This is a genomic window from Providencia sp. PROV188 (assembly GCF_027595165.1).
GTDB classification, from domain to species: Bacteria; Pseudomonadota; Gammaproteobacteria; order Enterobacterales; family Enterobacteriaceae; genus Providencia; species Providencia lanzhouensis.
Window position 1 is genome coordinate 3,238,537 of sequence record NZ_CP097291.1, and the last position, 26,051, is coordinate 3,264,587.

Annotated in this window: 33 protein-coding genes; 18 read left to right on the forward strand and 15 right to left on the reverse strand. The window is 43.7% G+C overall.

The features are described from left to right. Positions 1 to 138: 138 nt before the first annotated feature. Positions 139 to 1,515, forward strand: a complete 1,377-nt coding sequence (locus M5X66_RS14815; protein ID WP_154637158.1) for an FAD-dependent oxidoreductase — start codon at positions 139 to 141, stop codon at positions 1,513 to 1,515. A 65-nt stretch (positions 1,516 to 1,580) separates the two neighbouring features. Here the strand turns inward: M5X66_RS14815 and sspB are convergent, their stop codons facing one another. The 5 genes from sspB to zapE all read right to left on the reverse strand — a co-directional run bounded on the left by sspB (position 1,581) and on the right by zapE (position 5,505). Continuing rightward, positions 1,581 to 2,072, reverse strand: a complete 492-nt coding sequence (gene sspB / locus M5X66_RS14820) for a ClpXP protease specificity-enhancing factor (protein ID WP_036956408.1) — start codon at positions 2,070 to 2,072, stop codon at positions 1,581 to 1,583. Positions 2,073 to 2,080: 8 nt separating this feature from the next. Beyond that, the gene (gene sspA, locus M5X66_RS14825; protein ID WP_036956125.1) at positions 2,081 to 2,722 is read right to left on the reverse strand and encodes a stringent starvation protein SspA; all 642 of its coding nucleotides are present in this window, start codon (positions 2,720 to 2,722) and stop codon (positions 2,081 to 2,083) included. A gap of 501 nt (positions 2,723 to 3,223) precedes the next feature. Beyond that, the gene (rpsI, locus tag M5X66_RS14830; protein WP_004258235.1) at positions 3,224 to 3,616 is read right to left on the reverse strand and encodes a 30S ribosomal protein S9; all 393 of its coding nucleotides are present in this window, start codon (positions 3,614 to 3,616) and stop codon (positions 3,224 to 3,226) included. A 14-nt stretch (positions 3,617 to 3,630) separates the two neighbouring features. Then, positions 3,631 to 4,059, reverse strand: a complete 429-nt coding sequence (gene rplM / locus M5X66_RS14835) for a 50S ribosomal protein L13 (RefSeq protein WP_006659112.1) — start codon at positions 4,057 to 4,059, stop codon at positions 3,631 to 3,633. Between the two features lie 315 nt (positions 4,060 to 4,374). Continuing rightward, complete coding sequence (gene zapE, locus M5X66_RS14840; RefSeq protein WP_154609980.1) at positions 4,375 to 5,505, reverse strand: cell division protein ZapE; 1,131 nt, start codon at positions 5,503 to 5,505, stop codon at positions 4,375 to 4,377. Between the two features lie 249 nt (positions 5,506 to 5,754). Between zapE and zapG the strand changes: the two genes are divergently transcribed. The 3 genes from zapG to degS all read left to right on the forward strand — a co-directional run bounded on the left by zapG (position 5,755) and on the right by degS (position 9,065). Further along, positions 5,755 to 6,153: a Z-ring associated protein ZapG gene (gene zapG, locus M5X66_RS14845; protein ID WP_036956122.1), complete on the forward strand. Its 399-nt coding sequence runs from the start codon at positions 5,755 to 5,757 to the stop codon at positions 6,151 to 6,153. Positions 6,154 to 6,474: 321 nt separating this feature from the next. Continuing rightward, positions 6,475 to 7,869, forward strand: a complete 1,395-nt coding sequence (locus M5X66_RS14850; protein ID WP_036956406.1) for a Do family serine endopeptidase — start codon at positions 6,475 to 6,477, stop codon at positions 7,867 to 7,869. Between the two features lie 131 nt (positions 7,870 to 8,000). After that, a complete protein-coding gene (gene degS, locus M5X66_RS14855) occupies positions 8,001 to 9,065 on the forward strand; it encodes an outer membrane-stress sensor serine endopeptidase DegS (RefSeq protein WP_036956121.1) in 1,065 nt (354 codons plus the stop codon). Positions 9,066 to 9,191: 126 nt separating this feature from the next. Here degS and murA read toward each other — a convergent pair whose 3' ends face one another. The 7 genes from murA to mlaF all read right to left on the reverse strand — a co-directional run bounded on the left by murA (position 9,192) and on the right by mlaF (position 13,999). Further along, on the reverse strand, positions 9,192 to 10,454 hold the full coding sequence (murA, locus tag M5X66_RS14860) for a UDP-N-acetylglucosamine 1-carboxyvinyltransferase (protein ID WP_036956120.1): 1,263 nt from the start codon (positions 10,452 to 10,454) through the stop codon (positions 9,192 to 9,194). A 54-nt stretch (positions 10,455 to 10,508) separates the two neighbouring features. Further along, the gene (gene ibaG, locus M5X66_RS14865) at positions 10,509 to 10,763 is read right to left on the reverse strand and encodes a BolA family iron metabolism protein IbaG (protein WP_036956119.1); all 255 of its coding nucleotides are present in this window, start codon (positions 10,761 to 10,763) and stop codon (positions 10,509 to 10,511) included. A 137-nt stretch (positions 10,764 to 10,900) separates the two neighbouring features. Beyond that, positions 10,901 to 11,191 carry a lipid asymmetry maintenance protein MlaB gene (gene mlaB, locus M5X66_RS14870; RefSeq protein ID WP_036956118.1) on the reverse strand — a complete coding sequence of 97 codons (291 nt, stop codon included), beginning with the start codon at positions 11,189 to 11,191 and terminating at the stop codon, positions 10,901 to 10,903. A gap of 1 nt (position 11,192) precedes the next feature. Then, positions 11,193 to 11,822, reverse strand: a complete 630-nt coding sequence (gene mlaC, locus M5X66_RS14875) for a phospholipid-binding protein MlaC (RefSeq protein ID WP_036956117.1) — start codon at positions 11,820 to 11,822, stop codon at positions 11,193 to 11,195. 35 nt (positions 11,823 to 11,857) lie between these two features. Further along, on the reverse strand, positions 11,858 to 12,403 hold the full coding sequence (gene mlaD, locus M5X66_RS14880) for an outer membrane lipid asymmetry maintenance protein MlaD (RefSeq protein ID WP_154637159.1): 546 nt from the start codon (positions 12,401 to 12,403) through the stop codon (positions 11,858 to 11,860). Positions 12,404 to 12,406: 3 nt separating this feature from the next. Then, on the reverse strand, positions 12,407 to 13,189 hold the full coding sequence (gene mlaE, locus M5X66_RS14885) for a lipid asymmetry maintenance ABC transporter permease subunit MlaE (RefSeq protein ID WP_036956115.1): 783 nt from the start codon (positions 13,187 to 13,189) through the stop codon (positions 12,407 to 12,409). A gap of 6 nt (positions 13,190 to 13,195) precedes the next feature. Further along, positions 13,196 to 13,999 (reverse strand): phospholipid ABC transporter ATP-binding protein MlaF, encoded by an 804-nt coding sequence (gene mlaF, locus M5X66_RS14890; RefSeq protein ID WP_006659099.1) that lies wholly within the window; start codon positions 13,997 to 13,999, stop codon positions 13,196 to 13,198. Between the two features lie 383 nt (positions 14,000 to 14,382). On the opposite strand from mlaF, the gene kdsD reads away from it, so the two are divergent. The 11 genes from kdsD (at position 14,383) to rnk (ending at position 22,147) form a co-directional block, all read left to right on the forward strand. Further along, entirely contained in the window at positions 14,383 to 15,351 is a 969-nt protein-coding gene (gene kdsD, locus M5X66_RS14895) for an arabinose-5-phosphate isomerase KdsD (RefSeq protein ID WP_036956114.1), read from the forward strand. Positions 15,352 to 15,378: 27 nt separating this feature from the next. Then, positions 15,379 to 15,939: a 3-deoxy-manno-octulosonate-8-phosphatase KdsC gene (kdsC, locus tag M5X66_RS14900; RefSeq protein WP_036956113.1), complete on the forward strand. Its 561-nt coding sequence runs from the start codon at positions 15,379 to 15,381 to the stop codon at positions 15,937 to 15,939. A 16-nt stretch (positions 15,940 to 15,955) separates the two neighbouring features. After that, positions 15,956 to 16,549, forward strand: coding sequence for an LPS export ABC transporter periplasmic protein LptC (lptC, locus tag M5X66_RS14905; RefSeq protein WP_036956112.1), 594 nt, complete (start codon positions 15,956 to 15,958; stop codon positions 16,547 to 16,549). Then, positions 16,533 to 17,090, forward strand: a complete 558-nt coding sequence (gene lptA / locus M5X66_RS14910; RefSeq protein ID WP_036956111.1) for a lipopolysaccharide ABC transporter substrate-binding protein LptA — start codon at positions 16,533 to 16,535, stop codon at positions 17,088 to 17,090. Before lptC ends, lptA begins: the two co-directional genes overlap by 17 nt. Positions 17,091 to 17,095: 5 nt before the next feature. Then, positions 17,096 to 17,821: an LPS export ABC transporter ATP-binding protein gene (lptB, locus tag M5X66_RS14915; protein ID WP_036956110.1), complete on the forward strand. Its 726-nt coding sequence runs from the start codon at positions 17,096 to 17,098 to the stop codon at positions 17,819 to 17,821. Between the two features lie 98 nt (positions 17,822 to 17,919). Beyond that, entirely contained in the window at positions 17,920 to 19,365 is a 1,446-nt protein-coding gene (rpoN, locus tag M5X66_RS14920) for an RNA polymerase factor sigma-54 (RefSeq protein WP_036956109.1), read from the forward strand. A 23-nt stretch (positions 19,366 to 19,388) separates the two neighbouring features. Beyond that, a complete protein-coding gene (hpf, locus tag M5X66_RS14925; protein WP_036956108.1) occupies positions 19,389 to 19,676 on the forward strand; it encodes a ribosome hibernation promoting factor in 288 nt (95 codons plus the stop codon). 88 nt (positions 19,677 to 19,764) lie between these two features. Beyond that, the gene (ptsN, locus tag M5X66_RS14930; protein WP_132496594.1) at positions 19,765 to 20,232 is read left to right on the forward strand and encodes a PTS IIA-like nitrogen regulatory protein PtsN; all 468 of its coding nucleotides are present in this window, start codon (positions 19,765 to 19,767) and stop codon (positions 20,230 to 20,232) included. 180 nt (positions 20,233 to 20,412) lie between these two features. Then, complete coding sequence (rapZ, locus tag M5X66_RS14935; RefSeq protein ID WP_036956106.1) at positions 20,413 to 21,267, forward strand: RNase adapter RapZ; 855 nt, start codon at positions 20,413 to 20,415, stop codon at positions 21,265 to 21,267. Further along, entirely contained in the window at positions 21,264 to 21,536 is a 273-nt protein-coding gene (gene npr / locus M5X66_RS14940; protein WP_036956105.1) for a PTS phosphocarrier protein NPr, read from the forward strand. The genes rapZ and npr overlap by 4 nt, the downstream gene beginning before the upstream one ends. A gap of 200 nt (positions 21,537 to 21,736) precedes the next feature. Next, positions 21,737 to 22,147 (forward strand): nucleoside diphosphate kinase regulator, encoded by a 411-nt coding sequence (rnk, locus tag M5X66_RS14945; protein ID WP_036956104.1) that lies wholly within the window; start codon positions 21,737 to 21,739, stop codon positions 22,145 to 22,147. 134 nt (positions 22,148 to 22,281) lie between these two features. Here the strand turns inward: rnk and pmbA are convergent, their stop codons facing one another. Next, complete coding sequence (gene pmbA / locus M5X66_RS14950; RefSeq protein ID WP_036956103.1) at positions 22,282 to 23,622, reverse strand: metalloprotease PmbA; 1,341 nt, start codon at positions 23,620 to 23,622, stop codon at positions 22,282 to 22,284. A gap of 183 nt (positions 23,623 to 23,805) precedes the next feature. On the opposite strand from pmbA, the gene yjgA reads away from it, so the two are divergent. The 3 genes from yjgA to M5X66_RS14965 all read left to right on the forward strand — a co-directional run bounded on the left by yjgA (position 23,806) and on the right by M5X66_RS14965 (position 25,058). Further along, positions 23,806 to 24,351 carry a ribosome biogenesis factor YjgA gene (yjgA, locus tag M5X66_RS14955; protein ID WP_036956102.1) on the forward strand — a complete coding sequence of 182 codons (546 nt, stop codon included), beginning with the start codon at positions 23,806 to 23,808 and terminating at the stop codon, positions 24,349 to 24,351. A gap of 156 nt (positions 24,352 to 24,507) precedes the next feature. Beyond that, the gene (locus tag M5X66_RS18770; protein ID WP_036956101.1) at positions 24,508 to 24,741 is read left to right on the forward strand and encodes a hypothetical protein; all 234 of its coding nucleotides are present in this window, start codon (positions 24,508 to 24,510) and stop codon (positions 24,739 to 24,741) included. Continuing rightward, positions 24,738 to 25,058: a low molecular weight protein tyrosine phosphatase family protein gene (locus M5X66_RS14965; RefSeq protein WP_036956099.1), complete on the forward strand. Its 321-nt coding sequence runs from the start codon at positions 24,738 to 24,740 to the stop codon at positions 25,056 to 25,058. The genes M5X66_RS18770 and M5X66_RS14965 overlap by 4 nt, the downstream gene beginning before the upstream one ends. 53 nt (positions 25,059 to 25,111) lie before the next feature. Here M5X66_RS14965 and M5X66_RS14970 read toward each other — a convergent pair whose 3' ends face one another. Both M5X66_RS14970 and M5X66_RS14975 read right to left on the reverse strand, forming a co-directional pair. Then, positions 25,112 to 25,675 carry an RBBP9/YdeN family alpha/beta hydrolase gene (locus M5X66_RS14970; RefSeq protein ID WP_036956097.1) on the reverse strand — a complete coding sequence of 188 codons (564 nt, stop codon included), beginning with the start codon at positions 25,673 to 25,675 and terminating at the stop codon, positions 25,112 to 25,114. A gap of 61 nt (positions 25,676 to 25,736) precedes the next feature. Next, positions 25,737 to 26,045 carry a barstar family protein gene (locus M5X66_RS14975; RefSeq protein ID WP_036956096.1) on the reverse strand — a complete coding sequence of 103 codons (309 nt, stop codon included), beginning with the start codon at positions 26,043 to 26,045 and terminating at the stop codon, positions 25,737 to 25,739. Positions 26,046 to 26,051 lie beyond the last annotated feature (6 nt).

Consider the following 26,051-nt stretch of genomic DNA (forward strand, 5'->3'; position numbering starts at 1 on the left):
ATTAAATCGTCGGTCACAATGGGATATTCACCCGTGTATTAGTAACTTTATTACGATAATCACTATTTATATCAATGCTATCAAAGTAAACTTTAATTTATATCATTCTCGTAAAAGAATTTGGCTGGAAAGGTGCCTATGTCCTCTTCAAATATGGGTTCGCCCCGTCTTGAACCTCGTAAAAAAGCGCTGACGATCCGCAAAATTGAGTTTGTGGAAATTTACCAGCCAATGAGTGGCATTGAAGCTCAGCATCAAGCCCAGCGTTGCTTGTCTTGCGGCAGCCCCTATTGTGAGTGGAAATGCCCGCTCCACAATCCTATCCCGAATTGGTTAAAGCTGGCTGGAGAAGGTCGAATTCTTGAAGCGGCAGAACTTTGTCATCACACCAACAGCTTGCCTGAAATTTGCGGTCGAATTTGCCCACAGGAACGATTATGTGAAGCCGCTTGTGTCCTGAATGAAACCTTTGGTTCCGTCACGATTGGGCATTTGGAGCGCTATATTACCGATAGTGCATTTGAGCAAGGTTGGCGGCCTGACCTCTCTCATGTTAGGGATACAGGTAAACGAGTCGCGATTATCGGCGCGGGCCCTGCGGGTCTTTCCTGTGCCGATGTGTTGGCTCGTCACGGCGTTCAAGCAATAGTATTTGATAAACATCCTGAAATCGGTGGGTTACTCACTTTTGGTATACCCGCATTTAAGTTAGAAAAGCAGATAATGCAGCACCGACGACGGATTTTTGAAGAAATGGGGATTATCTTTAAACTTAATACTGAGATTGGACAACATATCCCGTTAGAAACGTTACTCAATGAGTTTGATGCGATTTTTATTGGAACCGGCACCCATCATCCAGTTTCAGGCAATCTCCTCAACGAAGATGCCATAGGCGTTTATCAAGCGCTTCCTTATTTAGTGGGTAATGCGCGTCACTTATTAGGTTACGCCGACGATCCCCAATACCCTTACGTATCACTAGCAAATAAGAATGTAATCGTGTTGGGCGCAGGAGATACCGCGATGGATTGTGTCCGCAGCGCTATCCGCCAAGGCGCAAGCAAAGTCAGTTGTATCTACCGCCGAGGCACTTCGGAAATGCCTGCAACACCGCGAGAAGTCTTACACGCTCAAGAAGAAGGCGTACAGTTCCATTTTCACTTACAACCCATTGGGATTAACACCGATGTCGAGGGACAAGTTGTCGGTATCCATTTCGCTAGCACATTATCGAATTCCACAGAATCGGAAGAAATTACACATTCTGCCGATGTGGTCATTATTGCGTTTGGTTTTGAATCTGACGATATGCCGTGGATTAGCACACATGCCATACAGCGCGATATGAGCGGTAGAATAGTGGCACCTCGTCATCATCATTATGCTTACCAGACTTCGCACTCTAAAATTTTTGCAGGGGGAGATGTAGTACACGGTTCTGATTTGGTGGTAACAGCGATTGCCGAAGGGCGTCGAGCCGCAGAAGGGATCATGAGTTTTCTTCGAGTATAAAAAAAGAGGAATTTCTTCCTCTTTTTAGCATTTACTATATCAGTCTTAGCTGCCACGATTTGTGCTTATTTCACAACCCGTAACGCTGGACGACCTTTCGGTGGCCTTGGTGGCTCATCGTCTGGGGATGAAGGTTCTTCTGTTTGAGTGGCTTCATCATGAACCAATACGATGTTGTCAGACAGTGCTTCATCAGTGCTGTTGTCTTCTCCATCAAAGTGCTCATCATAAGCCGCTTCAGGTTCAAACATCATTCCAGCGCCATTTTCACGCGCATATACCGCCATGATAGCCGCCATTGGAACATATACCTGACGAGGTACACCGCCGAATCGCGCATTAAACCGCACTTCTTCGTTGGTAATTTCAAAGTTACCCACTGCACGCGGGGCAACATTTAAAACAATTTGCCCATCACGCGCAAATTCCATTGGAACATTCACCATGGGAAGAGTGACATCAACCACCAAATGCGGAGTCATATCGTTATCCAGCAACCACTCATAGTGGGCGCGCAGCAGATAAGGGCGACGTGGTGTCATTGGTGCCATTTCCATCATCCGACTTAGCCTCGTGCTGACAGGCGCATTTCACGCTCTAATTCAGTTAATGATGCTAAAAATGCATCGCGCTCAAATACACGCTGCATGTACATCTGTAAATGTTTGCTGATTGCAGGCTTTAATTCGATACCTAAAACAGGTAAGCGCCATAATAGCGGTGCTAAATAGCAATCAACTAAGCTGAACTCATCACTCATAAAGAATGGCATTTCAGCCAGTACAGGTGAAACTGCAATCAGTTCTTCCGCTAATTGGCGACGAGCTGCATCTGCTTCTTGTGCTGTACCCTTCTCGATTTTAGCCATCAATGAGTACCAGTCTCTGCGAATACGATGCATCAGCTGACGGCTAGTACCACGAGCCACTGGGTAAACAGGCATTAACGGTGGATGAGGAAAACGCTCATCGAGGTATTCCATAATGATATCTGGATCATACAAAGTCAGGTCACGATCCACCAGCGTTGGAACACTTTGATATGGGTTAAGATCAATAAGGTCTTGAGGCATATGACCAGGCTCGACATGTTCAATCTCAACGCTAACACCTTTTTCAGCAAGCACAATACGTACTTGATGGCTAAAAATATCAGTTGGGCCTGAAAACAATGTCATTACCGAACGTTTATTAGGAGCAACAGCCATTAAAACCTCCAAATGATAAAAATAATGATCCTTAAATAAGGATTAATTCATTATTTTCATTTTTAAAATCCCATGTACTCAACCTTCAAGATCCATTTTGAAAGTCAGCACAACCCTCTCGCTTCATGAAAGCGAGAAATAATCAAATAAAAAACTGGGACATAGTCTAACAGATTTTGTACAGCTTAGGGGGCTAACCTAGAGAAAATCATCGGTTAATTTTATTAGAGAGGAATAATTCCATCAAAACCAGCCCTATCAACTTTAAATTTATAATAATTTAAAATTAAAACCTTAAAGTTAACTCCATTGTTGATGGGTTATATTTTTACTGCATTTGAGATATGACACAAAAATAGAGTGGAATAATAAAATAATGTCTTCTGTCTGTCTTTATTTTAATTAAAGAAGAATGGCTCAATATTTGATTTATTTTAGACAATAAAAAACCCGCCATAAAGACGGGCTTTTTCATCAATTTTATGCCCAGAGGGCAATAAATTAACGTTTGGAGAACTGTGGACGACGACGTGCTTTACGCAGACCCACTTTCTTACGTTCAACAGAACGCGCATCACGGGTAACAAAACCAGCTTTACGCAGATCAGAACGAAGAGTCTCGTCATAAGCCATCAGTGCACGTGTAATACCGTGACGGATTGCGCCTGCCTGACCAGAGATACCACCACCTTTAACAGTGATGTACAGGTCCAGTTTTTCTAACATTTCAACCAGTTCTAACGGCTGACGAACTACCATGCGCGCAGTTTCGCGACCAAAGTATTGTTCCAGTGTACGTTGATTGATTGTGATGTTACCGCTACCCGGCTTAATAAAGACACGAGCAGATGAGCTTTTGCGGCGACCAGTGCCGTAGTATTGATTTTCAGCCATTGCTATAATCCCGATTAAATGTCAAGAACTTGCGGTTGTTGTGCCGCGTGGTTGTGCTCATTACCTGCGTAAACTTTCAGTTTACGGTACATTGCACGACCCAGAGGTCCTTTTGGCAACATGCCTTTAACCGCGATTTCAAGCACACGCTCAGGACTACGAGCAATCATCTCTTCGAAAGTTGCTTGCTTGATTCCACCAATATGGCCAGTGTGGCGATAGTAGATTTTGTCTTCGCGTTTTTTGCCGGTAACAGCAATTTTTTCTGCATTCAGAACGATGATGTAATCACCAGTATCCACGTGCGGAGTATATTCCGCTTTATGCTTACCGCGCAGACGGCTAGCAATTTCAGTTGCAAGACGGCCTAAAGTTTTGCCATCTGCATCAACAACATACCAGTCGCGTTTTACGGTCTCTGGTTTAGCTGTAAAAGTTTTCATTAAAACTTACCCAATATTGAAGTTACACGTTGTGTGAACACTCATGTTCGTAAAATATAGCGAGGTTCACGCGACTCATTGTCCAGCAAACCCACCCCTTCGAGCAGCCTAGCTGGCATTAATGCGTTATTTTTTGGGAAATAAAAAACAACGCCGTAACGTGGGGTCGCAAGATTATAGAGAAGTCAGCAACAAAAATCGACCCCAAATGCATTTTTTTTACGTTCAAATAAATAATTAGTGTCGCCTGTTCAAAAAGCACACATAAATCTAGAGAGAAAACGACGTCCTTGAGACTCATTTCCTCTTTGGCCTCTATGATAAATGCGGGATTTTCAAATATTCTTCACTTTGCATTTCTTGCAAGCGAGAAAGGCAGCGCTGATATTCAAACGCCAAAAGTTGCCCTTGATAAAGTGAATCCATCGGCACCTGTGCATTGATCATCAATTTTACCTTACGTTCATAGAACTCATCAATAAGCGCGAGAAAACGTCTGGCAGGATTTTCATCTTTCAGTCCCATCACAGGGACGTCATAGAGCAATACCGTATGATAACAATTTGAGAGGTAGATATAGTCGTTTTGGCTGCGAGGCTCTTCACATAAAACCTTAAAGCTGATTGCCAATACTCCTTCTGCGGAGCGAATTGCCTGCATTTTCCGATGATTAACTTCTAATACCGGATTTTGCTGACCTTCTTTACCTGCCAGTTTTACAAACACTTCATCTAAATGATGGCGATTTTGTTCGTTTATTGGCGATAAAAATAGATGCGCTTGAGTCAGCGTACGCAAGCGATAGTCAATCCCCGCATCCACATTCATTACATCGCAATATTTTTTTATCTGTTCTATGGCTGGCAAAAAGCGAGCGCGTTGCAAACCGTTGCGATAAAGGTTGTCAGGGATGATGTTGGATGTCGCGACTAACGTGATGCCTCGCGCAAAGAGCCCTTCTAATAAGGTTCCTAGAATCATCGCATCAGTAATGTCCGAGACAAAAAACTCATCAAAACACAAAATATCCGTCTGTTTTTTAAATTCATCAGCGATAATGTCGAGCGGATTTTCCTGTCCTTGCAGCGCCATTAAGTCTTCCTGCACTTTCTTCATAAAGCGATGAAAGTGTAAACGCAATTTGCGCTCTCCCGGTAAACTGTCGTAGAACATGTCCATCAACCACGTTTTACCGCGGCCTACGCCCCCCCACATATATAACCCCTGAACTGGCTCACAGGTTTTTGTGGATGATTTCCCTAACAAGCGCCCAAAGCGCTGTTTTAGACCGTTTGGTTTTTCATTTGGGAAGCAAGGCGTAGCGCTACAAAGTTGCTGATAAATCTTGTCTAATCGCTCTACGGCTTGTTTTTGTACGTCATCCGGCTGGTAATTGCCTTGCTCAAGAGCTTGTTGGTAACGCATGGTAGGGGTCATCGGTGACATCAACTCAGTGATCCTTAAAATTTTCGGTTTTTTTTACCGTTATATGATATACACTGCCTTTATTATAACCAGATTCTGTTAGCATTTAACTTTCGATTAACTATTCGGCATAGAGTAAGGAATTTCGCTTTATTATTCCACTCTTTAGCATTAACAGATTTGCTATTAGCAGGTATAGTTAGGGTAATCGAGCTAAATTTTGGCGACCATTTTCTGTGAATTTTGATTGAAGTAAACGAAGGAGTTAGCATGACTTGGGAGTATGCACTAATAGGATTAGTTGTTGGCTTTATCATCGGCGCATTGGTTGTGCGTTATGGCAATCCAAAACTTCGTCAACAAAAAACAGCACAAGCTGAATTAGACAAAAAAAGCACTGAGCTGGAAGAGTATCGTAAAGAACTCGTTAGCCATTTTGCTCGCAGCGCAGAGTTATTGGATAAAATGGCACGCGACTATCGCCAACTGTATCAACATATGGCGCAAAGCTCTTCCGAATTAATGCCGGATATGCAAGATAACCCATTCCATTATCGTTTAACTGAATCTGAAGCCGATAATGACCAAGCACCGGTTAAAATGCCACCGAGAGATTACTCTGAAGGTGCTTCAGGGCTGTTCCGCCCTCTCGATGAAAAAGAGAAGTAATTTTTGATTATGCCACCAGTAGCGCCCGTTACTGGTGGTGTTATTTCCCTCACTGTATCATTCCAATTCCGAATAAAATCTTATAGTTAGTTTAGCTACTGTATAGAAGTTAGCGTTTCACCTAAACATCATGTAAATGGATGTAAAATTGTGGATAAGTACTATCCGCATAGGGAACTTTTCCGCATAATCCTTGGTCATAGTCATCAGTAAAATATTATTTGAGACCCCAAAATACCTCCGCCCATATGACCTTAGTGTACCGTTTATAGGTACCATTCATATGAGCTGATATTTTCTATTGAGAGAATCTACGGAATGATGAAAAGAAAAAATTTCTTTCTGACAGCAGTCGCAATGAGTTTAGGTTTAACCCTGTCCACGATCCCAGCAATCAGCAGCGCCGCCTTACCGGCCACATTACCGGCAACCGCACAAAGCCAAAACATGCCGAGTTTAGCGCCAATGCTGGAAAAAGTGCTGCCTGCCGTCGTGAATATCCATGTTTCAGGCACCCGTGTACAAAATCAACAGATTCCTGAAGAACTCAAATTCTTCTTTGGTCCAAATGCACCTTCACAACAACAAAGCGTGCGCCCATTTGAAGGTTTAGGTTCTGGTGTCATCATCGATGCGACACAAGGCTATGTTTTAACCAATAATCACGTTATTGATGGTGCTGATAAAATCCAAATTCAGCTCAATGACGGTCGTGAAATTGACGTTAAACTGATTGGTAAAGATCCACAAACTGACATTGCATTGTTAAAAATCAGCAATGCAAAAGATATCAAAAACCTCACCGCGGTTTCTATTGCGGACTCCGATAAACTGCGTGTTGGTGATTTTGCCGTCGCTGTTGGTAACCCATTCGGTTTAGGACAAACTGCCACATCCGGGATTATCTCTGCGTTAGGTCGTAGTGGATTAAATCTGGAAGGCTTAGAAAACTTTATCCAGACCGATGCCTCAATCAACCGTGGTAACTCTGGTGGTGCACTGGTTAACTTAAACGGTGAGCTGATTGGGATTAACACTGCAATTTTAGCACCGGGTGGCGGAAATATTGGCATCGGCTTTGCTATCCCGAGCAACATGGCGAAAAGCCTGAGTGAGCAGCTGATTAAACACGGTGAAGTTAAACGCGGAATTTTAGGTATTAAAGGTACAGAGATGAACTCTGATATCGCTAAAGCCTTCAATATCGATGCTCAGCGTGGCGCTTTCGTCAGTGAAGTGATTCCAAAATCGTCAGCGGCAAAAGCAGGCATCAAATCGGGTGACGTTTTAGTCTCTGTTGATGGTAAACGTATTAATAGCTTCGCTGAATTAAGAGCAAAAATTGGCACCAGCCAGTTAGGCAAAGAAATCACCCTTGGTCTGATCCGTTCAGGCAAACCAATGGAAGTGAAAGTAGTACTAGAAAGCGATGAAGGCTCTGCAACCAACGCGGAAAAACTGAGTGAATCCTTATTAGGCGCCACCATTTCCAATGCGGTTGTCAGCAATACCAAAGGGGTACAAGTTGACAGCGTAGCACCTAAGTCTCCGGCTGCTGCGGTTGGTTTAGCGAAAGGCGACCTGATCTTTGGCGTGAATGACACTCGCGTAGAAAGTATCGACCAATTCCGCAAAATCATCGATAGCAAACCACCAGTATTAGCGATGAAAGTGCTGCGTGGCGGTGAAACGCTCTACTTATTAATGAAAAACTAATTCATTAAGTTACCGCACATAAATCAATAAAACGGGTACAGTATCACTCTGCTGTACCCGTTTTTTTATGTTATGCTCAAAGTATCTCTCTGTCTGTCATTTCCATCATAGCGAACTTGGTAACCTTTAACATGGTCAAAAAGCTGCTTGTGTCTGTCCTGCTTGGATTGGTCACTGCCTCAATCATTATTGTGGCTGTCCCCTCATTGCGCCCACAGGGACTGGCTGATTTACTGTATGGGAAAACCAATAGCGAGCCTGTAAGCTATAACAAGGCCGTACGCCGTGCCGCGCCTGCGGTGGTGTATGTCTATAGCAGCTCTAAAGGGAGTTTTTCCCAATCGGGTCGGGAATTACAATCTCTTGGATCAGGGGTGATATTAAGCGCTAATGGTTACATAGTGACCAATAAACATGTGGTGGATAACCCTGACCAAATCCTTGTTGCCCTACAAGATGGTGCGATTTTCGATGCACTTTTAGTCGGCTCAGACCCCTTAACTGACCTTGCAGTCTTGAAGATAGAGGCTGAAAATCTTCCCGTTATCCCAATTAATACTAAGCGCATCACCCATGTTGGGGATGTGGTTTTAGCCATTGGAAACCCTTATAACCTTGGACAAACAGTCACCCAAGGGATTATAAGCGCGACGGGACGTGTCGGTTTAAGCTCCACACGTCGCCAAAATTTCCTACAAACCGATGCCTCGATTAACTCGGGTAACTCCGGTGGCGCCCTTATCAACACGGAAGGGGAATTGGTTGGCATAAACACCCTTTCATTCAGCGCAGGGCAAGGAGTCAGTTCCGAAGGATTGAGTTTTGCTATTCCAACCGCCCTAGCAACCAAAATCATGGAAAAACTGATCCGTGATGGTCGTGTCGTGCGAGGCTACATCGGCATTACGGCTCGTGAATTACCGCAAATTCGCACAAATACAAATAATATCAACCAAATTCAAGGGTTAAGGGTTTTCCAAGTTTCAGCCAATGGACCTGCTGCAAAATCAGGCATTGAGCAAGGGGATGTTATCTTATCCTTAGATGGAAAACCTGCCGTTTCTGCCGCAGAAACCATGGATTATGTCGCCGAAATTCGCCCCGGAACAAAAATTCCCGTTCAGATTTTACGTGATGGTAATGTGCAAAACATCGATATCGTGATTGAAGAACTTCCTGAAGGGCAAGCAAACTAACCCCTCAATTCTGCCCAGTCAAATCTTTCACCCAAAATAAGCCCAAAAAAAAGGTTGTTCCGATAAAGAACAACCTTTTTTGTTTCTGCAATCTTGTTTTTGCAATGATATCAACGCAATCTGGAATTAGTCTTCAGATTTAACGCGTTGAATATTAGCGCCTAACGCATTTAATTTCGCTTCAATATTTTCATATCCACGATCGATATGATAAATACGGTCAACTGTCGTTGTTCCACCCGCGATACAACCTGCAATCACTAAACTTGCTGACGCACGTAAATCTGTTGCCATCACTTGCGCACCAGTGAGCTTTTCAACACCATGGCACACAACGGTATTACTCTCGATATCCGCGTGCGCACCCATACGAATTAACTCAGGAATATGCATAAAACGGTTTTCGAAAATGGTTTCTGTGATAACACCGGTACCTTCAGCCACCAAGTTTAATAGGCTAAATTGCGCTTGCATATCAGTAGGGAAACCAGGATGTGGAGCTGTACGCAATGTAACCGCTTTTGGACGTTTACCATGCATATCTAGACTAATCCAATCTTCACCCGTTTGAACATCAGCCCCAGCTTCACGTAATTTCGCTAGCACCGCATCCAGAGTGTCTGGACGTGCATTACGGCAAACTACTTTACCGCGAGAAACCGCTGCAGCAATTAAGAATGTACCTGTTTCAATACGATCTGGCAGAACGCGATACACACCACCACCTAAACGAGCCACTCCTTCAATGACAATACGGTCAGTTCCTGCACCAGTGATTTTCGCACCTAATGCATTTAAGAAATTAGCAGTATCTTCAATTTCAGGCTCACGAGCGGCGTTCTCGATGGAAGTGGTTCCTTCAGCAAGCGCAGCAGCTGTCATGATACTGATAGTGGCACCAACGCTTACTTTGTCCATCACGATGTCAGCGCCTTTCAGGCGACCATTCACCGTTGCCTTAACATAACCATCTTCAAGGACAATATTGGCACCTAACTTCTCTAACCCGCTAATATGTAAATCCACTGGACGAGCGCCAATGGCACAACCACCCGGTAGAGAAACTTCACCATGACCAAAGCGTGCAACCAGCGGCGCTAATGCCCAAATAGAGGCACGCATGGTTTTTACTAGATCATACGGTGCACAATATTCAGTCACATTGCTAGCATCAACAAAAATCGAACCATTACGCTCGATTTTGACGCCAAGTTGGCTGAGTAACTTAATTGTGGTGTCGATGTCTTTCAGTTTAGGGACATTCTGTAATTCAACTGGCTCTTCAGCCAGTAAAGCAGCGAACAGGATTGGCAGTGCGGCGTTTTTAGCGCCTGAAATAGAGACTTCACCCTCTAAGCGGGTTGGCCCTTTAACTAAAAATTTATCCATTCTGGTATTCTCGTGTGTCAGATTTTTACAAACTGTTCGCTTACATTTTCAAACTTATAGGCCGCTCAGCTTACGATCACGCTCCCACTGCGCTGGGGTATAAGCTTTGATTGAAAGCGCATGAATTCGATTGTCCGCAATATATTCCATTAACGGCGCATAGACTGCTTGCTGCTGTTTAACACGGCTCATGCCGTCAAAAAGGCTGCCAACAGCGATAACTTGAAAATGACTGCCATCGCCATTCACTATCACTTCATCCAGTGACAGCTTTTCCATTAAGACTTGTTTAATTTCGTTGGTATCCATAATGACTCAATTTTGTAATTAATTATGATAATAAATATAGCCATCTATCCTAAAGGATTCAGCTTAACACTTAAACTAAAGAAAACGCTTCTGGTGTATAAAAACACTCAGAAGCGCTATTTTTTACATAACTTGACTTAATCCATCAGCAGGGATTTTACCCCGTACAATTCCATCAAGGTATTCAAATTATCACTCACACCAACAATACCTAAATGGCTTTGTTGGGACTGATACTCACCTTTTAAGCGTACTAGCATTGCCAGTCCGGTAGAATCCACATGAGTTAAAGCAGAAACATCAACTTGCTCAACTTGGGTCAATAGTGTTTGGCGCTTGTCCCAAAATTCAACCAGAGAATCGCGATTTAAAATACCGGAAAAAGCCAATGTTTTGTTATTTTTCGTCCAAGATAACAGACTACTCATCTTAATTGTTCTCTTCTAACGTAATCGGCACCTGAGCACTACGTTGTAATTGAGCAGTCAATCCATCAATACCTTGCTTACGCAGAATATCACCCCACTCATTTTGCTTGGTGGTAATCATACTCACGCCTTCTGCAATCATGTCATACGCCTGCCAGTAACCTGTTTTACTGTTTTTACGCCATTGGAAATCCAAACGTACTGGAGGGCGACCATTAGTATCATTGATGGTCACACGGATAGCGACAATATTTTTGTCGCCAATCGGCTGCTCAGGAGCGATGGTGTACGTTTGACCGTGATACATTGCCAGTGCTTGACCGTAAACTTGCTCAAGATAAGACTCAAATGCTTTAAAATACGCATCGCGCTGCGCTGGGGTAGCATCTTTATAATAAGTCCCTAATACCAACGCGCCCGCATATTTAATTTGCACATATGGCAGTAACTCTTCACGCACGATGGTACGTAAGTAATCTGGGTTTTGTTTGATTTGAGGCTGCTGTGCTTTTAAGCGATCGAAAGTTTTCGCTGCGGCTTCTTCCATAAGCTTATAAGGATTAGTTTGGTCAATCGCCATCGCAAATGGCGCAACCACTAACATAGCTATCATTATTAAACGTTTAAACATAATTCATTCCTTTTAAGTTCACAGGGAATTACAACTTAGTGAGCAGCAGGCTCTGACGGTGCCGCAACATGAGCCTCTGGCGCAGATGCTGGCGCAGCTGCAGAACCTTGGCTATCACCACTCTTATACAAGAATTGACCAATTAAATCTTCCAGTACCATTGCCGGTTTGGTGTCTTCTAAACGACTGCCATCTTTTAACATCGCAATCCCCATATCTTCATCATAAGGACCGATATTCATGGCGATATACTGTTCACCAAGCAGGCCTGAAGTACGAATTGATAGCGAGCTGGAATCAGGAATATTGTCATATTCGCTGAGTAAATCGATTTGAACGTCAGGAATATAGTTCTTTTTATCTAAAGAAATATTCGCAACCCGTCCCACGACAACACCACCGACTTTGATTGGAGAGCCAACTTTTAAGCCACCCACGTTTTCAAAAGAGGCGGAAACTCGGTAAGTTGACTGACTACCAATCGATTGTAAATCCGCCACTTTTAAGCAGAGGAACACAATTGCGGCGATCGCCAGCAACATAAAACAACCCACCCATATTTCACTTTTTTTACTTTGCATGACTTAGTTCCCAAACATCAGTGCTGTCAGTACGAAATCTAACCCTAGAACCGATAATGATGCATGCACAACAGTTTTCGTCGTTGCACGGCTAATTCCTTCCGAGGTTGGAATCGCATCATAACCATTAAATAGTGCAATCCACGTTACCGTGATTGCAAAGACTAAACTCTTGATAAAACAGTTCACTAAATCGAGTCGCCACTCGACGGAGGACTGCATGGACGACCAGAAGAAACCGGGGTCAATCCCTTTCCAATCCACACCAACAATGGCTCCGCCAATAATACCTACGGCGACAAAAATCAGTGATAACAACGGCATGCTAATGAACCCAGCCCAAAATCTTGGGGCGACAACACGACGCAGAGGATCCACCGCCATCATTTCTAAACTCGAAATCTGCTCAGTAGCTTTCATCAAACCAATTTCTGCGGTTAATGCCGAGCCAGCTCGCCCCGCAAACAACAGCGCGGTGACCACCGGTCCCAGTTCGCGTAATAGCGAAAGCGCTACCATCATGCCAAGACTGGCTTCTGCACTGAACGTCGTCAGTACCAAATAACCTTGTAAACCGAGCACCATCCCGATAAATAGACCAGACACCGCCACAATGAGCAGAGACTGAACCCCTACCGAATAAAGCTGTTTAACTAACAGCGGCCACTGCTTGCCAAACTCAGGTTTGCCAAATAGTGCACCAAATAATAAATAGCCTGCTCGACCAAAAGCCGCAAATGTTTCAATCCATCGACGTCCGAAGGCAGCAATCGCCTTAATTATCATGTTCATTTACCCTAATAAATCAGCCGAATAGTCATTGGCAGGAAAGCGGAATGGCACAGGACCATCAGCAATTCCATCCATAAACTGTCTGACGCGCGGATCTTGGTTCTCGCGTAACTCTTCCCCAGTTCCTTTCGCAATAACATGTTGCTGCGCCACAATATACGCTTTATCGGCAATACTTAGCACTTCAGGAACGTCATGGGAAACCACCACGCAGGTTACCCCTAACGCTTGGTTGAGTTCATCAATCAGTTTGACCAAAACTCCCATCGTAATCGGGTCTTGCCCCACAAACGGCTCATCAAACATAATCAGGTCAGGATCCAGAGCGATAGCTCTTGCCAGCGCCGCACGGCGAGCCATTCCACCTGAAAGTTCTGACGGCATTAATTTTGCGGCTCCGCGTAACCCCACCGCTTCTAATTTCATCATCACCGTCGTATGAATCAATGATTCCGGTAAATTCGTGTGCTCACGCAAAGGGAAAGCCACATTATTGAAAACGTCCATATCGGTAAACAAGGCACCGGATTGGAATAACATGCTCATTTTTTTACGCGATTGGTATAACTTAGAACGAGACAGCGCAGGAATATTATCCCCATCAAACCAGATTTCCCCTTCCTCTGGGCGCAGTTGCCCACCAATCAGTCTGAGCAATGTGGTTTTACCAATCCCTGAAGGCCCCATAATCGCAGTAATTTTACCACGAGGCACAGTTAGGTTAATATTTTCGAATATTTTCCTATTGCCCCGCGTAAATGACATGTTTTTGACTTCGATTAAGTTCTCTGTCTGTGCTTGCATCGTTTAATAGCTCGTTATAGGTCAAACTATGATTCTGCCTAAATAAATTCAGGGTTTTACAGAAACATAAACCAAATAGTATTAACTAATATTTTACCTAATTAATAGAAGATAGCTCTTAGAAATTTATATATCCAACCATAAGGGTAAGAGAATTAAAAAAATTTTTTTTGGGCATCGGTGCGGTTAATCCCTAAAAGGCTCTTTTGAGCTCAAATCGCTAATAAAGACTCATAACCATGACATTCATAAAAGCTTAGAGATAAAATACTTACTGATACTAAGTATTCGTTATACAATCCGATTTCTCTTTTTTGATCTAACCGAAACTTTGGATCCAACCGACACTTTTGATTCACCCGAAAACACACATGGAATTAGACATGTCAAATATCGATTTTCAGAAAGTAGGTAAAGAAGTTCTCCATATCGAACGCGAAGGTCTGAAAAACCTAGAACAATATATTAATCATGACTTTGATCTTGCTTGTCAGCAAATCTTTGCTTGTCAGGGAAAAGTGGTCGTTATGGGGATGGGGAAATCAGGGCATATTGGACGGAAAATTGCGGCGACGCTTGCCAGCACAGGAACGCCTTCATTTTTCGTGCATCCTGGGGAAGCTAGCCATGGCGATTTAGGGATGATCTCCAATAAAGACGTTGTATTAGCGATTTCGAACTCTGGTGAATCAGGAGAGATCTTAGCCCTACTGCCAGTGTTAAAGCGTATCAAAGTCCCACTGATCTGCATGACCAATAATCCAGACAGTAACATGGGCAAATATGCAGATATCCACTTATGCATAAAAGTACCACAAGAAGCCTGCCCGCTAGGTTTGGCACCGACAACAAGTACCACGGCAACATTAGTGATGGGTGATGCGTTAGCCATTGCATTATTAACCGCCCGCGGCTTTACAGCAGATGATTTTGCACTATCTCATCCAGGGGGCGCACTTGGGCGCAAACTTTTACTCTTAGTTCGTGATTTAATGAGTACCGGTGACGATGTCCCTCATATTCCGAAAAGTGCCACATTACGCGAAGCCCTTGTGGAAATTACCCGTAAAAAGCTGGGTATGACCGTCATTTGTGATGACGATATGAATATTCAAGGGATATTCACGGATGGGGATTTGCGCCGTATTTTTGATATGGGCATCGACCTTAATAATGCCAAAATTGCCGATTTAATGACGCCGGGCGGTATTCGAGTCGCGCCAGGTATGCTAGCTGTTGAAGCGCTGAACCTGATGCAATCTCGCCATGTCACGTCGTTATTAGTGGCAGATGGCGACCAATTAGTGGGTGTTCTCCATATGCACGACCTACTGCAAGCGGGTGTGGTATAAGTCGAAAGTATACATAAAGGAAATAGAATGAACCCTAATTATCAGAATACTTGCTATGGGTCTGTAGCAAATTCTGTGATAGAAAAAGCGACCAAAATTAAACTGCTTATCTGTGATGTCGATGGCGTGATGTCCGACGGTTTAATTTATATGGGGAATAATGGCGAAGAATTAAAAGCCTTTAATGTCCGCGATGGGTATGGCATTCGCTGCCTATTAACCTCAGGTATCGAAGTCGCTATTATCACCGGACGCAAAGCTAAATTGCTGGAAGACAGAGCCCAAACGTTAGGTATTACATATCTTTACCAAGGACAAAGCGATAAGCTTTTGGCGTATCGCGAACTGTTAGATAAACTACAACTAACAGAAGAGCAAACAGCTTACATTGGTGATGACCTCATTGACTGGCCCGTGATGGCAAAAGTTGGGTTATCCGTTGCGGTTGCTGATGCACACCCTTTGTTATTACCTAAAGCAGACTATGTAACACATATTGGTGGCGGAAAAGGGGCAGTACGTGAACTCTGCGACCTTATTCTGTTATCCCAAAATAAACTGGAAGAAGCTAAAGGCTTGTCGATTTAAAGAACAGATATCATTCATGAGCAACGCAAAAAAGTGGTTAATCACTGTTTTATCCCTCATTGTATTGGGGCTAATTGGTTGGAACTTTTCGGTTTACGATGACTCCAAACCATTAACAACCGAAATCAATGACGGGAAACCTAATTATCAAACTGATGATTCAGTAACTTTCGTCTATAATCCAGCGGGTGATTTAGCCTATAAACTCGCCGCGAGCAAAGTTGATAATTATACCGATGGGAAAATCACGTGGTTTACCAATCCGGTATTAACCACTTATAACGATGCGGGTACGCCGACTTGGACGGTGAAATCCATTAAGGCAAGATTAACCAAAGAGCGTGTGCTCTACCTGTATAGCGATGTTCAAGTTGACAGTTTGACTCCTGAGCCTCAAATCCAGCGCATTACCACAGATAATGCGGTGGTCAATCTAGTCACACAAGATGTTTCATCTGACGATAAAGTTACCATTATCGGACACGGGCTAAATTCAACGGGCTTAAAAATGAAGGGGAACCTTCGTACAAGAACCGCTGAATTAATTGAAGATGTTAAAACTCACTATGAGTTACAACCAAAAGAGCAACACAATGAATCAAGTAACTAAGAAAAGTTTTATTCAAGGGGCTATTGCAAGTGCAATTTTGGCTCTTAGCCTACCGGCAATGGCACTGAAAACAGATACCCAACAACCGATGACCATTAATTCGGTTAAGCAATCTCTTGATTTAGAAAAAAATATCACCACATTTACTGATGACGTTGTTATCAAGCAAGGTTCCATTGATATTCGTGCCAACAAAGTTGTTGTGACTCGCCCAAGCAGCGATTCCGATAAAATCGTCATTGAAGCATTTGGTACGCCAGTGACTTTCTTCCAGTTACAAGACGATGGCAAACCAATTAAAGGTCACGCATCCAAAGCACGTTATGAAGTTGATCAGCAGCTGGTGACATTAACGGGTGATGCCTACCTTGAGCAGCTCGATAGTAATATCAAAGGCGATAAGATCACTTACGTCGTTCCAACACAAAAAATGGAAGCGTTCAGCGATAAAGGCAAGCGCGTAACAACTGTCTTATTACCAGCCCAGTTACAAGAGAAAGGCCCAGCAGCACAGGGTTCATCAACAAGTAAGAGTAAATAATTGTTATGGCAACACTAACCGCAGAGAATCTGGCGAAATCCTATAAAAAACGCAGCGTAGTCACTGACGTCAGCCTGGAAGTGAAATCAGGGGAAATCGTCGGTCTCTTAGGCCCTAACGGTGCGGGTAAAACGACCACTTTTTATATGGTAGTCGGCATTGTTCAGCGGGATGCTGGTAAAATTTTAATTGATGGTGAGGATATTAGCTTACTTCCTCTGCATGAGCGCGCTCGTCGTGGCATTGGCTATCTTCCTCAAGAAGCATCTATTTTCCGCCGCCTCAGTGTGTATGATAACCTGATGGCCGTGTTAGAAATTCGCCCTGACTTAACCTCAGAACAGCGCAAAGAGCGTGCTGAAGAGCTGATGGAGGAGTTCAGTATTACTCACCTGCGTGATAGCGTAGGTCAGTCACTGTCCGGTGGTGAGCGTCGTCGAGTGGAAATTGCACGCGCCCTCGCTGCTAATCCAAAATTTATCCTGTTAGATGAGCCGTTTGCAGGGGTTGATCCGATTTCCGTTTTGGATATCAAAAAAATCATCCAACACTTGCGTGACTATGGGCTTGGCGTGTTAATCACCGACCATAACGTCCGCGAAACTCTCGATGTTTGCGAGCGTGCTTACATTGTCAGCCAAGGGCACTTGATTGCTCACGGCTCACCAGAGATGATCCTTGAAAACGAGCAAGTGAAACGTGTTTATTTGGGTGAAGGCTTTAGACTGTAGTTTGTAGACTATCGCTTGTAGACTGTCGTTTGTAGTATTGCCTTGTTGGTTGTCATGACATTGGTTGTGTAAGTGGTAATGGAGAATAAAGCACATTCATGAAGCAAAGTTTGCAGCTCAGAATCAGTCAACAACTTGCAATGACACCTCAATTGCAACAGGCCATCCGCCTGTTGCAGTTATCCACACTTGAGCTTCAACAAGAAATTCAACTCGCACTTGAAACCAACCCTCTGCTTGAACAAGAAGAGTCATCCTCTGAGCAAGAGAACTTAGATAACCTAGGCAACGACACTGACAGCAGCGAAATCGATACCAAAGATGCCCTTGAAAACGCGGATATGCCCGATGAGCTTCCACTAGATGCTGATTGGGATGAAATCTATACAGCAGGTACCCCGTCGGGCACTAGCAACGACTACAGCTTCGATGAACTTCCTGTTTACCAAGGGGAAACTACCCAAACACTGCAAGATTATCTAATCTGGCAAGCGGATCTCACCCCGTTTACCGATACTGATCGCGCGATTGCGACTTCGATTATCGATTCAATTGATGATTCAGGCTATCTCACAAGCTCAATCAGTGAGATCCACGAAGGGATTGATGACCCCGATATCACCTTAGAAGAAGTCGTTGCCGTTTTAAAACGTATCCAGCATTTTGACCCATTAGGCGTGGCAGCTCAGGATCTCAAAGAGTGTTTGTTGATCCAGCTCTCTTTATACCCAAAAGAGACAATTGGTCTGCAAGAAGCTAGACTGATTATTAGCAATCATATTGATTTACTGGCAAATCGTGATTTTCGGCAACTGAGCAAACTGACCCGCTTAAAAGAAGATGCGCTGAAAACAGCAATTGACCTGATCCTTACGCTGAATCCCAAGCCAGGGCAGTCAATCAATACGGGTGAATCGGAATATGTTATTCCCGATGTACTGGTGAAAAAAGTCGGTGGGCACTGGCAAGTTGAGTTAAATACAGATAGCATCCCTAAGTTAAGCATCAATAATCATTATGCTTCAATGGCAAATGATTCAGCCAGCGAAAGTGACACGCAATATATTCGCAGTCACTTGCAGGATGCGAAATGGCTGATTAAAAGCTTAGAGAGCCGCCATGAAACATTACTTAAAGTGGCGACCTGTATTGTTGAGCAACAACAAGAATTTTTTGAGTTAGGCGAAGAGTATATGAAACCAATGATTTTGGCAGACATTGCCTATCAGGTGGACATGCATGAATCGACTATCTCCCGTGTGACAACTCAAAAATTTCTGCATAGTCCACGAGGCATTTTTGAGTTGAAGTATTTTTTCTCCAGTCACGTCAGCACGGACACCGGAGGAGAAGCCTCCTCCACTGCGATTCGTGCGCTGGTGAAGAAGCTGGTTGCTGCGGAAAACCCAGCAAAACCATTGAGTGACAGTAAATTGACGAGTATGCTGGCAGAGCAAGGTATACAAGTTGCTCGTCGAACTGTTGCTAAGTATCGTGAGTCATTATCTATTCCGCCATCAAATCAACGTAAACAGTTGGTTTAACCCAATAATATAAGGAAGATTGTATGGAATTTCAGATTACTGGACACAATATTGAAGTTACACCGGCATTGCGCGAAACGGTTGAGAAAAAACTCAAGAAATTAGAGCAATTGTTTGATCGTATTAACAGTATCCAAGTTGTTCTGAAAGTGGAAAAAGTTCAGCAAATTGCTGAAGCCACCCTGCAACTCAACGGCGCAGAAATTCACGCATCAGCGGAAGACGACGATATGTACGCGGCACTTGATTTACTCCTTGATAAGCTGTCACGCCAATTAACCAAACATAAAGAAAAACTGAGACAACACTAATACATTTAGCCAGTCGTTGACTGATTAATGTTCTGAACCAGATGGTGGCATACATCATCTGGTTTTGTAGTCCTAAGTGAATAATAAAATGAATAGTGATATAGAAATCCAATTAAGCGATGTTTTATCCGCCAGTTGCACACGTAATAATTTAGTTTGCACCAGTAAGAAGAGAGCATTAGAAATTATTAGTGAGTTAGCGGCCGCCGAGTTGGGATTACCGGAAAATACGGTATTTGAAGCGTTACTAACCAGAGAAAAAGTTGGCACCACGGGTATTGGTGGTGGAATTGCAATCCCTCATGGCAAACTCAATGAAGGCGAAAGTGCACGCGCCGCTGGCGTATTTTTGCATTTAGAAGAGCCCATTGCGTTTGATGCGATTGATAACCAACCTGTTGATCTGCTTTTTGCATTACTTGTTCCATCGGATCAATGTAAAACTCACTTACATACGTTGTCTCTTATCGCTAAAAAATTAGCGGATAAAGCGTTCTGTAAGCGTCTGCGTAGTGCGCAAAGTGACGAAGAGTTATACCAGATCATCATTGAGTAAGTAATAACTGATATGTGTTGATGCCAGCCTAATGATATTGTTATGATTTCTTTCATTCGGCATCGTAAAACACCGCAAAATGCAAAATAGTCAGACGTGTTTGATCAATTAGAAATGTGTGATCAGTGAGAAATCGATCATTAAGATATAAATCCTTAAGAGACAGAAGGGAGTTAGCTCATGGTGCTGATGATTGTCAGCGGCCGTTCCGGTTCGGGAAAATCCGTTGCCCTACGCGCGCTGGAAGATATGGGTTTCTATTGTGTGGATAACCTGCCGGTAGTCTTACTGCCGGAATTGGCTAATTCACTTGCCGATCGCAATATTTCTGCGGCCGTGAGCATTGACGTGCGTAATATGCCCGACAATCCAGAAGTGTTTGAAGAAGCGATTGATAAACTGCCATCAACCTTCTCGCCACAACTGCTATTTCTGGATGCAGATCGCAACACATTAATTCGTCGTTACAGTGATACTCGTCGATTACACCCACTTTCAAGTAAAAATTTATCCTTAGAAAGTGCCATCGACGAAGAAAACGAGCTATTAGAACCGCTACGCTCCCGCGCTGACTTGGTCATTGATACCTCAGAAATGTCAGTGCACGAATTAGCGGAAATGCTCAGAACCCGCTTAATGGGCAAACGCGAGCGTGAGCTGACCATGGTGTTTGAGTCCTTCGGTTTCAAACACGGTATTCCAATTGATGCTGACTACGTTTTCGATGTGCGCTTTTTACCAAACCCACACTGGGATCCTAAACTGCGCCCAATGACCGGTTTAGATCGTCCCGTTGCGGCCTTCTTGGACAGACACACCGAGGTTCATAACTTTATTTACCAGACTCGTAGTTACTTAGAGTTATGGTTACCGATGTTAGAAACCAATAACCGCAGCTACCTCACCGTCGCCATCGGCTGTACGGGAGGGAAACACCGTTCGGTGTATGTGGCAGAACAGCTGGCTGATTATTTCCGCTCCCGAGGGAAAAACGTCCAGTCACGCCACAGAACGTTGGAAAAACGCAAGCAATGACCGTCAAAGCAACGATTACGCTAAAAAACCGCCTTGGTATGCATGCCAGACCAGCAATGCTTCTCTATGATTTAGTTAAACAATTTAACTCTAGAGTCATTTTAAAAAATGACAGCCAAATTGAGGCCGAGGCGGATAGCGTTATTGCGATGTTGATGTTAGACTCGGAACAAGGTAGTAAAATTGATATCGAGGTTAGCGGACCCGATGAAGATTTGGCGTTATCCGCAATCATTAAACTGTTTGAAAGTGGATTTGACGAAGAGTAGTCCAACTCATTGCGTCATTACATCTTAGCGAACAGAGCAATATACATGGTTTTACACGCATAGGCACCGAGTTCGTGATCCCGATCTCTTCCCTTTAACGCCTATAGCGCCTAATATTTTACATAATCTATTTTCTAGCAAACACCCCCTGCCTTCTGGGTGGGGGGTGTTTGCTTTGTACGTCCCTATTGGAGTGTGGTATGACAAAGCCAACAATTATTATCAATGATTTAGATGCAGAACGCTTAGATGCCCTGATGGAGCAAGCCGCTTATGCGGGTACGCCTGTTGCTGAAGCACTAAACGACGAATTAGACCGCGCAGATATCGTATCTCCACAAGAGATCCCTGCGGATGTGGTCACAATGAACAGCACTATTCGTTTCTTAGATTTAATCAGTAACGAAGAGCGCACACGCACATTGGTTTACCCTGCCTCTCTCAAAGATAGTGCAGAACAACTGTCCGTGATGGCGCCAATCGGTGCAGCTTTATTAGGTTTACATGTTAACGACGAAATTAGCTGGGCGCTGCCAAACGGCGTAGAAACCCGTGTTCGTGTGTTAGAGATTGTTTATCAACCTGAAGCGGCTGGCGAGTTCCATCGCTAGTTGCGATGCTCAACAAGAGAAAGAAGACTAGCCGAAAAAAGTTTCCATCAAGAAACTGTCGTTAGTCTTCAGGCGGTATTCAGGCACTCATTGAGTGCCTTTTTGCTATTTAGCGCTTATTGTTCAACTAGAACTTACTGCCCTGCAATACTCATTTCAGGGATCAACACAGAACCACACTGAATATTGCTGCGCGTTTCGATATCATCGGCGATAGTCACCATGTTCATCCACATATCCTTCAAATTACCTGCAATGGTAATTTCGCTCACAGGATACTGAATTTCGCCATTTTCTACCCAAAAACCGGATGCCCCACGGGAATAGTCCCCCGTAATTCCACTCACACCCTGTCCCATCAGCTCAGTGACTACTAAGCCGGTCCCCATTTGCTTCAACAAAGCATCAAACGATAAGCCTTGTCCTTCAATGCGCCAGTTATGAATCCCACCCGCATGACCTGTGCTTTGCAGCCCCAGTTTACGCGCAGAATAACTGGTCATCAGCCAGGTTTGCAGAACGCCATTTTCCACAATATTGCGTTCAGTAGTACGTACACCTTCACTGTCAAATGGGGATGAGGCTAAACCACCCATCAAATGCGGCTGCTCATTAATAGTTAACCAGCTTGGTAAAATTTGTTTGCCAAGGCTATCCATTAAGAATGATGATTTACGATAAATGCTGCTGCCACTGATAGCACCGACTAAATGACCAAATAACCCCGTCGCCACTTCTGAGGCAAAAATAACGGGAGCTTTCATGGTTGGCAATTTACGTGGCGATAAGCGAGATAATGTACGACGAGCACACTCTTGACCTACCCACTCAGGGGATTTTAATGCCTGCATGCTGCGTGCGATGGTATACGCATAATCGCGCTCCATTTCACCATTTTGCTCGGCGATTACGCAGCTCGACATCGAATAACGGCTAGAACTGTAGCTCTTTAATAGACCTAGAGAGTTACCAAAGACACGGATACCATAGTGTCCATTGAAGCTACCGCCTTCCGTATTCACAATGCGTGAATCTGCATTTAATGCGGTCATTTCCGCAATTGATGCCAGCTTGATGGCTTCCTCAGGGGAAAGCTCTGTAGCTTGGAATAGGTTTAAATCCGGCGCATCAAATGCCAGTAATGATTTGTCAGCAGGGCCTGCACACGGGTCTTCAGAAGTATAAGACGCAATATCAATCGCGGCTTGAACTGTACGCTCAATGGCTTCGTCGCTTAAATCCGTTGAAGATGCACTGCCTTTGCGTTGTTTATGGTAAACCGTGATCCCGAGCGCCCCATCACTGTTAAATTCCACATTCTCCACATCACCTTGGCGCGTGCTCACGCTAATGCCGGTGCTTTTATTGACTGCAACTTCAGCGCCATCACAACGGCTTTTGGCGAATTCCAATGCGTGGGCGACGGCTTGTTCTAATTGTTTACGTTGTTCGGCAACTTGTTCAGTAACACTCATGCATTTTGTCCAATAAAGAGGGGAAAAGTGATTTTCTACCTCGACATATCAATGTCAGGTAGTCATAAGGGGGTTTTCCCAGTTACAATAGAGTTAATCTATAAATGTTAACACTCACAACGCCGTAAATCATGCTAATTACTCGTAATTACACGGCGGCGTTTAGTAAAAAGGAAAATCCCTATGGCCAAACAGCCTGAAGATTGGCTGGATGATATCCCAGCGCCCCAAGATGATGAGGACGATGAGATTATTTGGGTCAGCAAAAGCGAAATTAAACGCGATGCCGAGATCCTCAAAAAACTGGGGGCGGAACTTGTTGATTTAAGTAAAAGCGAGCTTGAGCGCATCCCATTAGACACTCAATTACTTGAGGCTATTGAATTAGCGCAAAAAATTAAACGTGAAGGTCGTCGTCGTCAATTACAACTTATCGGTAAACTACTACGTTCTCGTGAAGTTGAACCGATCACTGAAGCCCTTGATAAGCTGAAAAACCGCCATAACCAGCAAGTTGTTATTTTGCACAAGCTGGAAGATCTGCGTAACCGTTTATTAGCCGATGGCGATGAAGTCATTGAAGAAGTCGTTGCGCTATTCCCACAAACTGATCGCCAGCAACTGCGAGCATTAGTCCGTAATGCGAAGAAAGAGCGTGATGGAAATAAACCACCAAAAGCATTCCGCCAGATTTTCCAATATCTGAAAGAACTTTCTGATAGCAACTAATCATCTATTCCCCTATACCCACAGTGGTTTAGGGGAGTATTCTTAAAAACCCACCCCATTGTTGCTTGCGATACCAAATCGCACTATCATCTTCAACGTCATATTTTGACCCGTATTATCGCGGCTGCTGAACCACGATAAATTAATGAGGCAAATATGGATAACACCCGAAATAGAGCTTGGCGTCGAGCCAAAGATCGTATTAACAAATCACGCGACAATTTAAATTCACAAGAAACCCAATGTTTTACTCCAGAAAAAAACTGGAAGCATTTGTACCTTCGAAGTGAAAAATTGGCTCGTGCCACACAACTAGGCATTGATTATCCTCAAGTGAGTAACGCGTTACTAGCGCGACGTAGCCTTGAAGATATGCAAAATGACAAATGAACCTTTTATTCATCTGCAGTCGAAATCAATGGCGTAGCCCTACCGCTGAACAGATCTGGCGCAATCACCCGCGCTGGGTAACTCGTTCAGCGGGAACTAGCCGCAATGCCAAACGCCCCATCAATGTCAATCTCATTCGCTGGGCGGATGTTATTTTTGTGATGGAGCTGAAACATAAAAATCGGCTCATAGCCGATTTTTCTCGTTTACTTGAACATAAGCCCATCCATGTACTAGATATTCCCGACGACTACCTATATATGGATCCTGAGCTGATTCAACTATTTGAATCCTCTGTGCCGAGTTATCTAAAGTAAATAAATTCAAAATATTCAGATCCCCCTATGTGGTAAAAACATAGGGGGATTTTTTAATACCAAAATCGTAGAAGATTGAGTAATGCAGGAAGTCGAGTATAACCTTCTCTATCAAGAAAATGCCCAGCACTTTCCACCATCGTGACAGAGGTTTTTAATGCTTTTGCTAACTCAATTGAAGCATCAGGATCCACGACCCAATCATTGGAAGAGATAATCGAAGCTCGCTTATCCGTTATGCCAATCAGCTTATTATAATCCAATGAAAACTGAGTATGGTCAGCCAACTCAGACAACGAATCCAGCGAGCGATCAAACCCAGAAACTAGCACATAGCCGCCAATTTTAGCCCCTTCTGGCGCATTATTTTCCAGAAAGCGTAATACCGTAATGCACCCTAAACTGTGCCCAACTAAAATAGTATTTTCATCAAACTGAATATTGGCATCAAGTAAACATTGCTGCCATTTTTGCGGGTCAGGAGAATTTGATTCTGGTAATGCAGGTACATCAACCGTCGCCCCTACCGCTTCTAATTCATCTTTTAACCAGTTAAACCAATTATCATTCGGTGATGCTGTATAACCATGAACAATGATAACTTTTTTACCGTCCACTTAATCGTCCTCAATATTAATCGCCACAAAAAATGGCTAAACGCAGAATCATTTCGCAAATCTAGCATGGGGTTTGTGAAGCATCATTCTCATTATTCGTGATATCTATGAGAAAAATAAACGCTTCATCTAGCTCTTCTTCTGCTTCATTCATCAATTCAATCACCGATGAAAATTGCGTACGCTGAACCGCCTTTAAATGGCTAAAAATCAGCGTAACGGGTAACTCTATTTCCCCAGTAATCACATCCCATAACCCATCGAGATTATGGCCAAACCATTTAGGAAGCGAGAACTGTTGCTGAAATTGCCGATAAAATTCCTCAAGGCTATCTATTTCACGAAAATCAAAAACGACGGTCTTGCTCATCGCTAT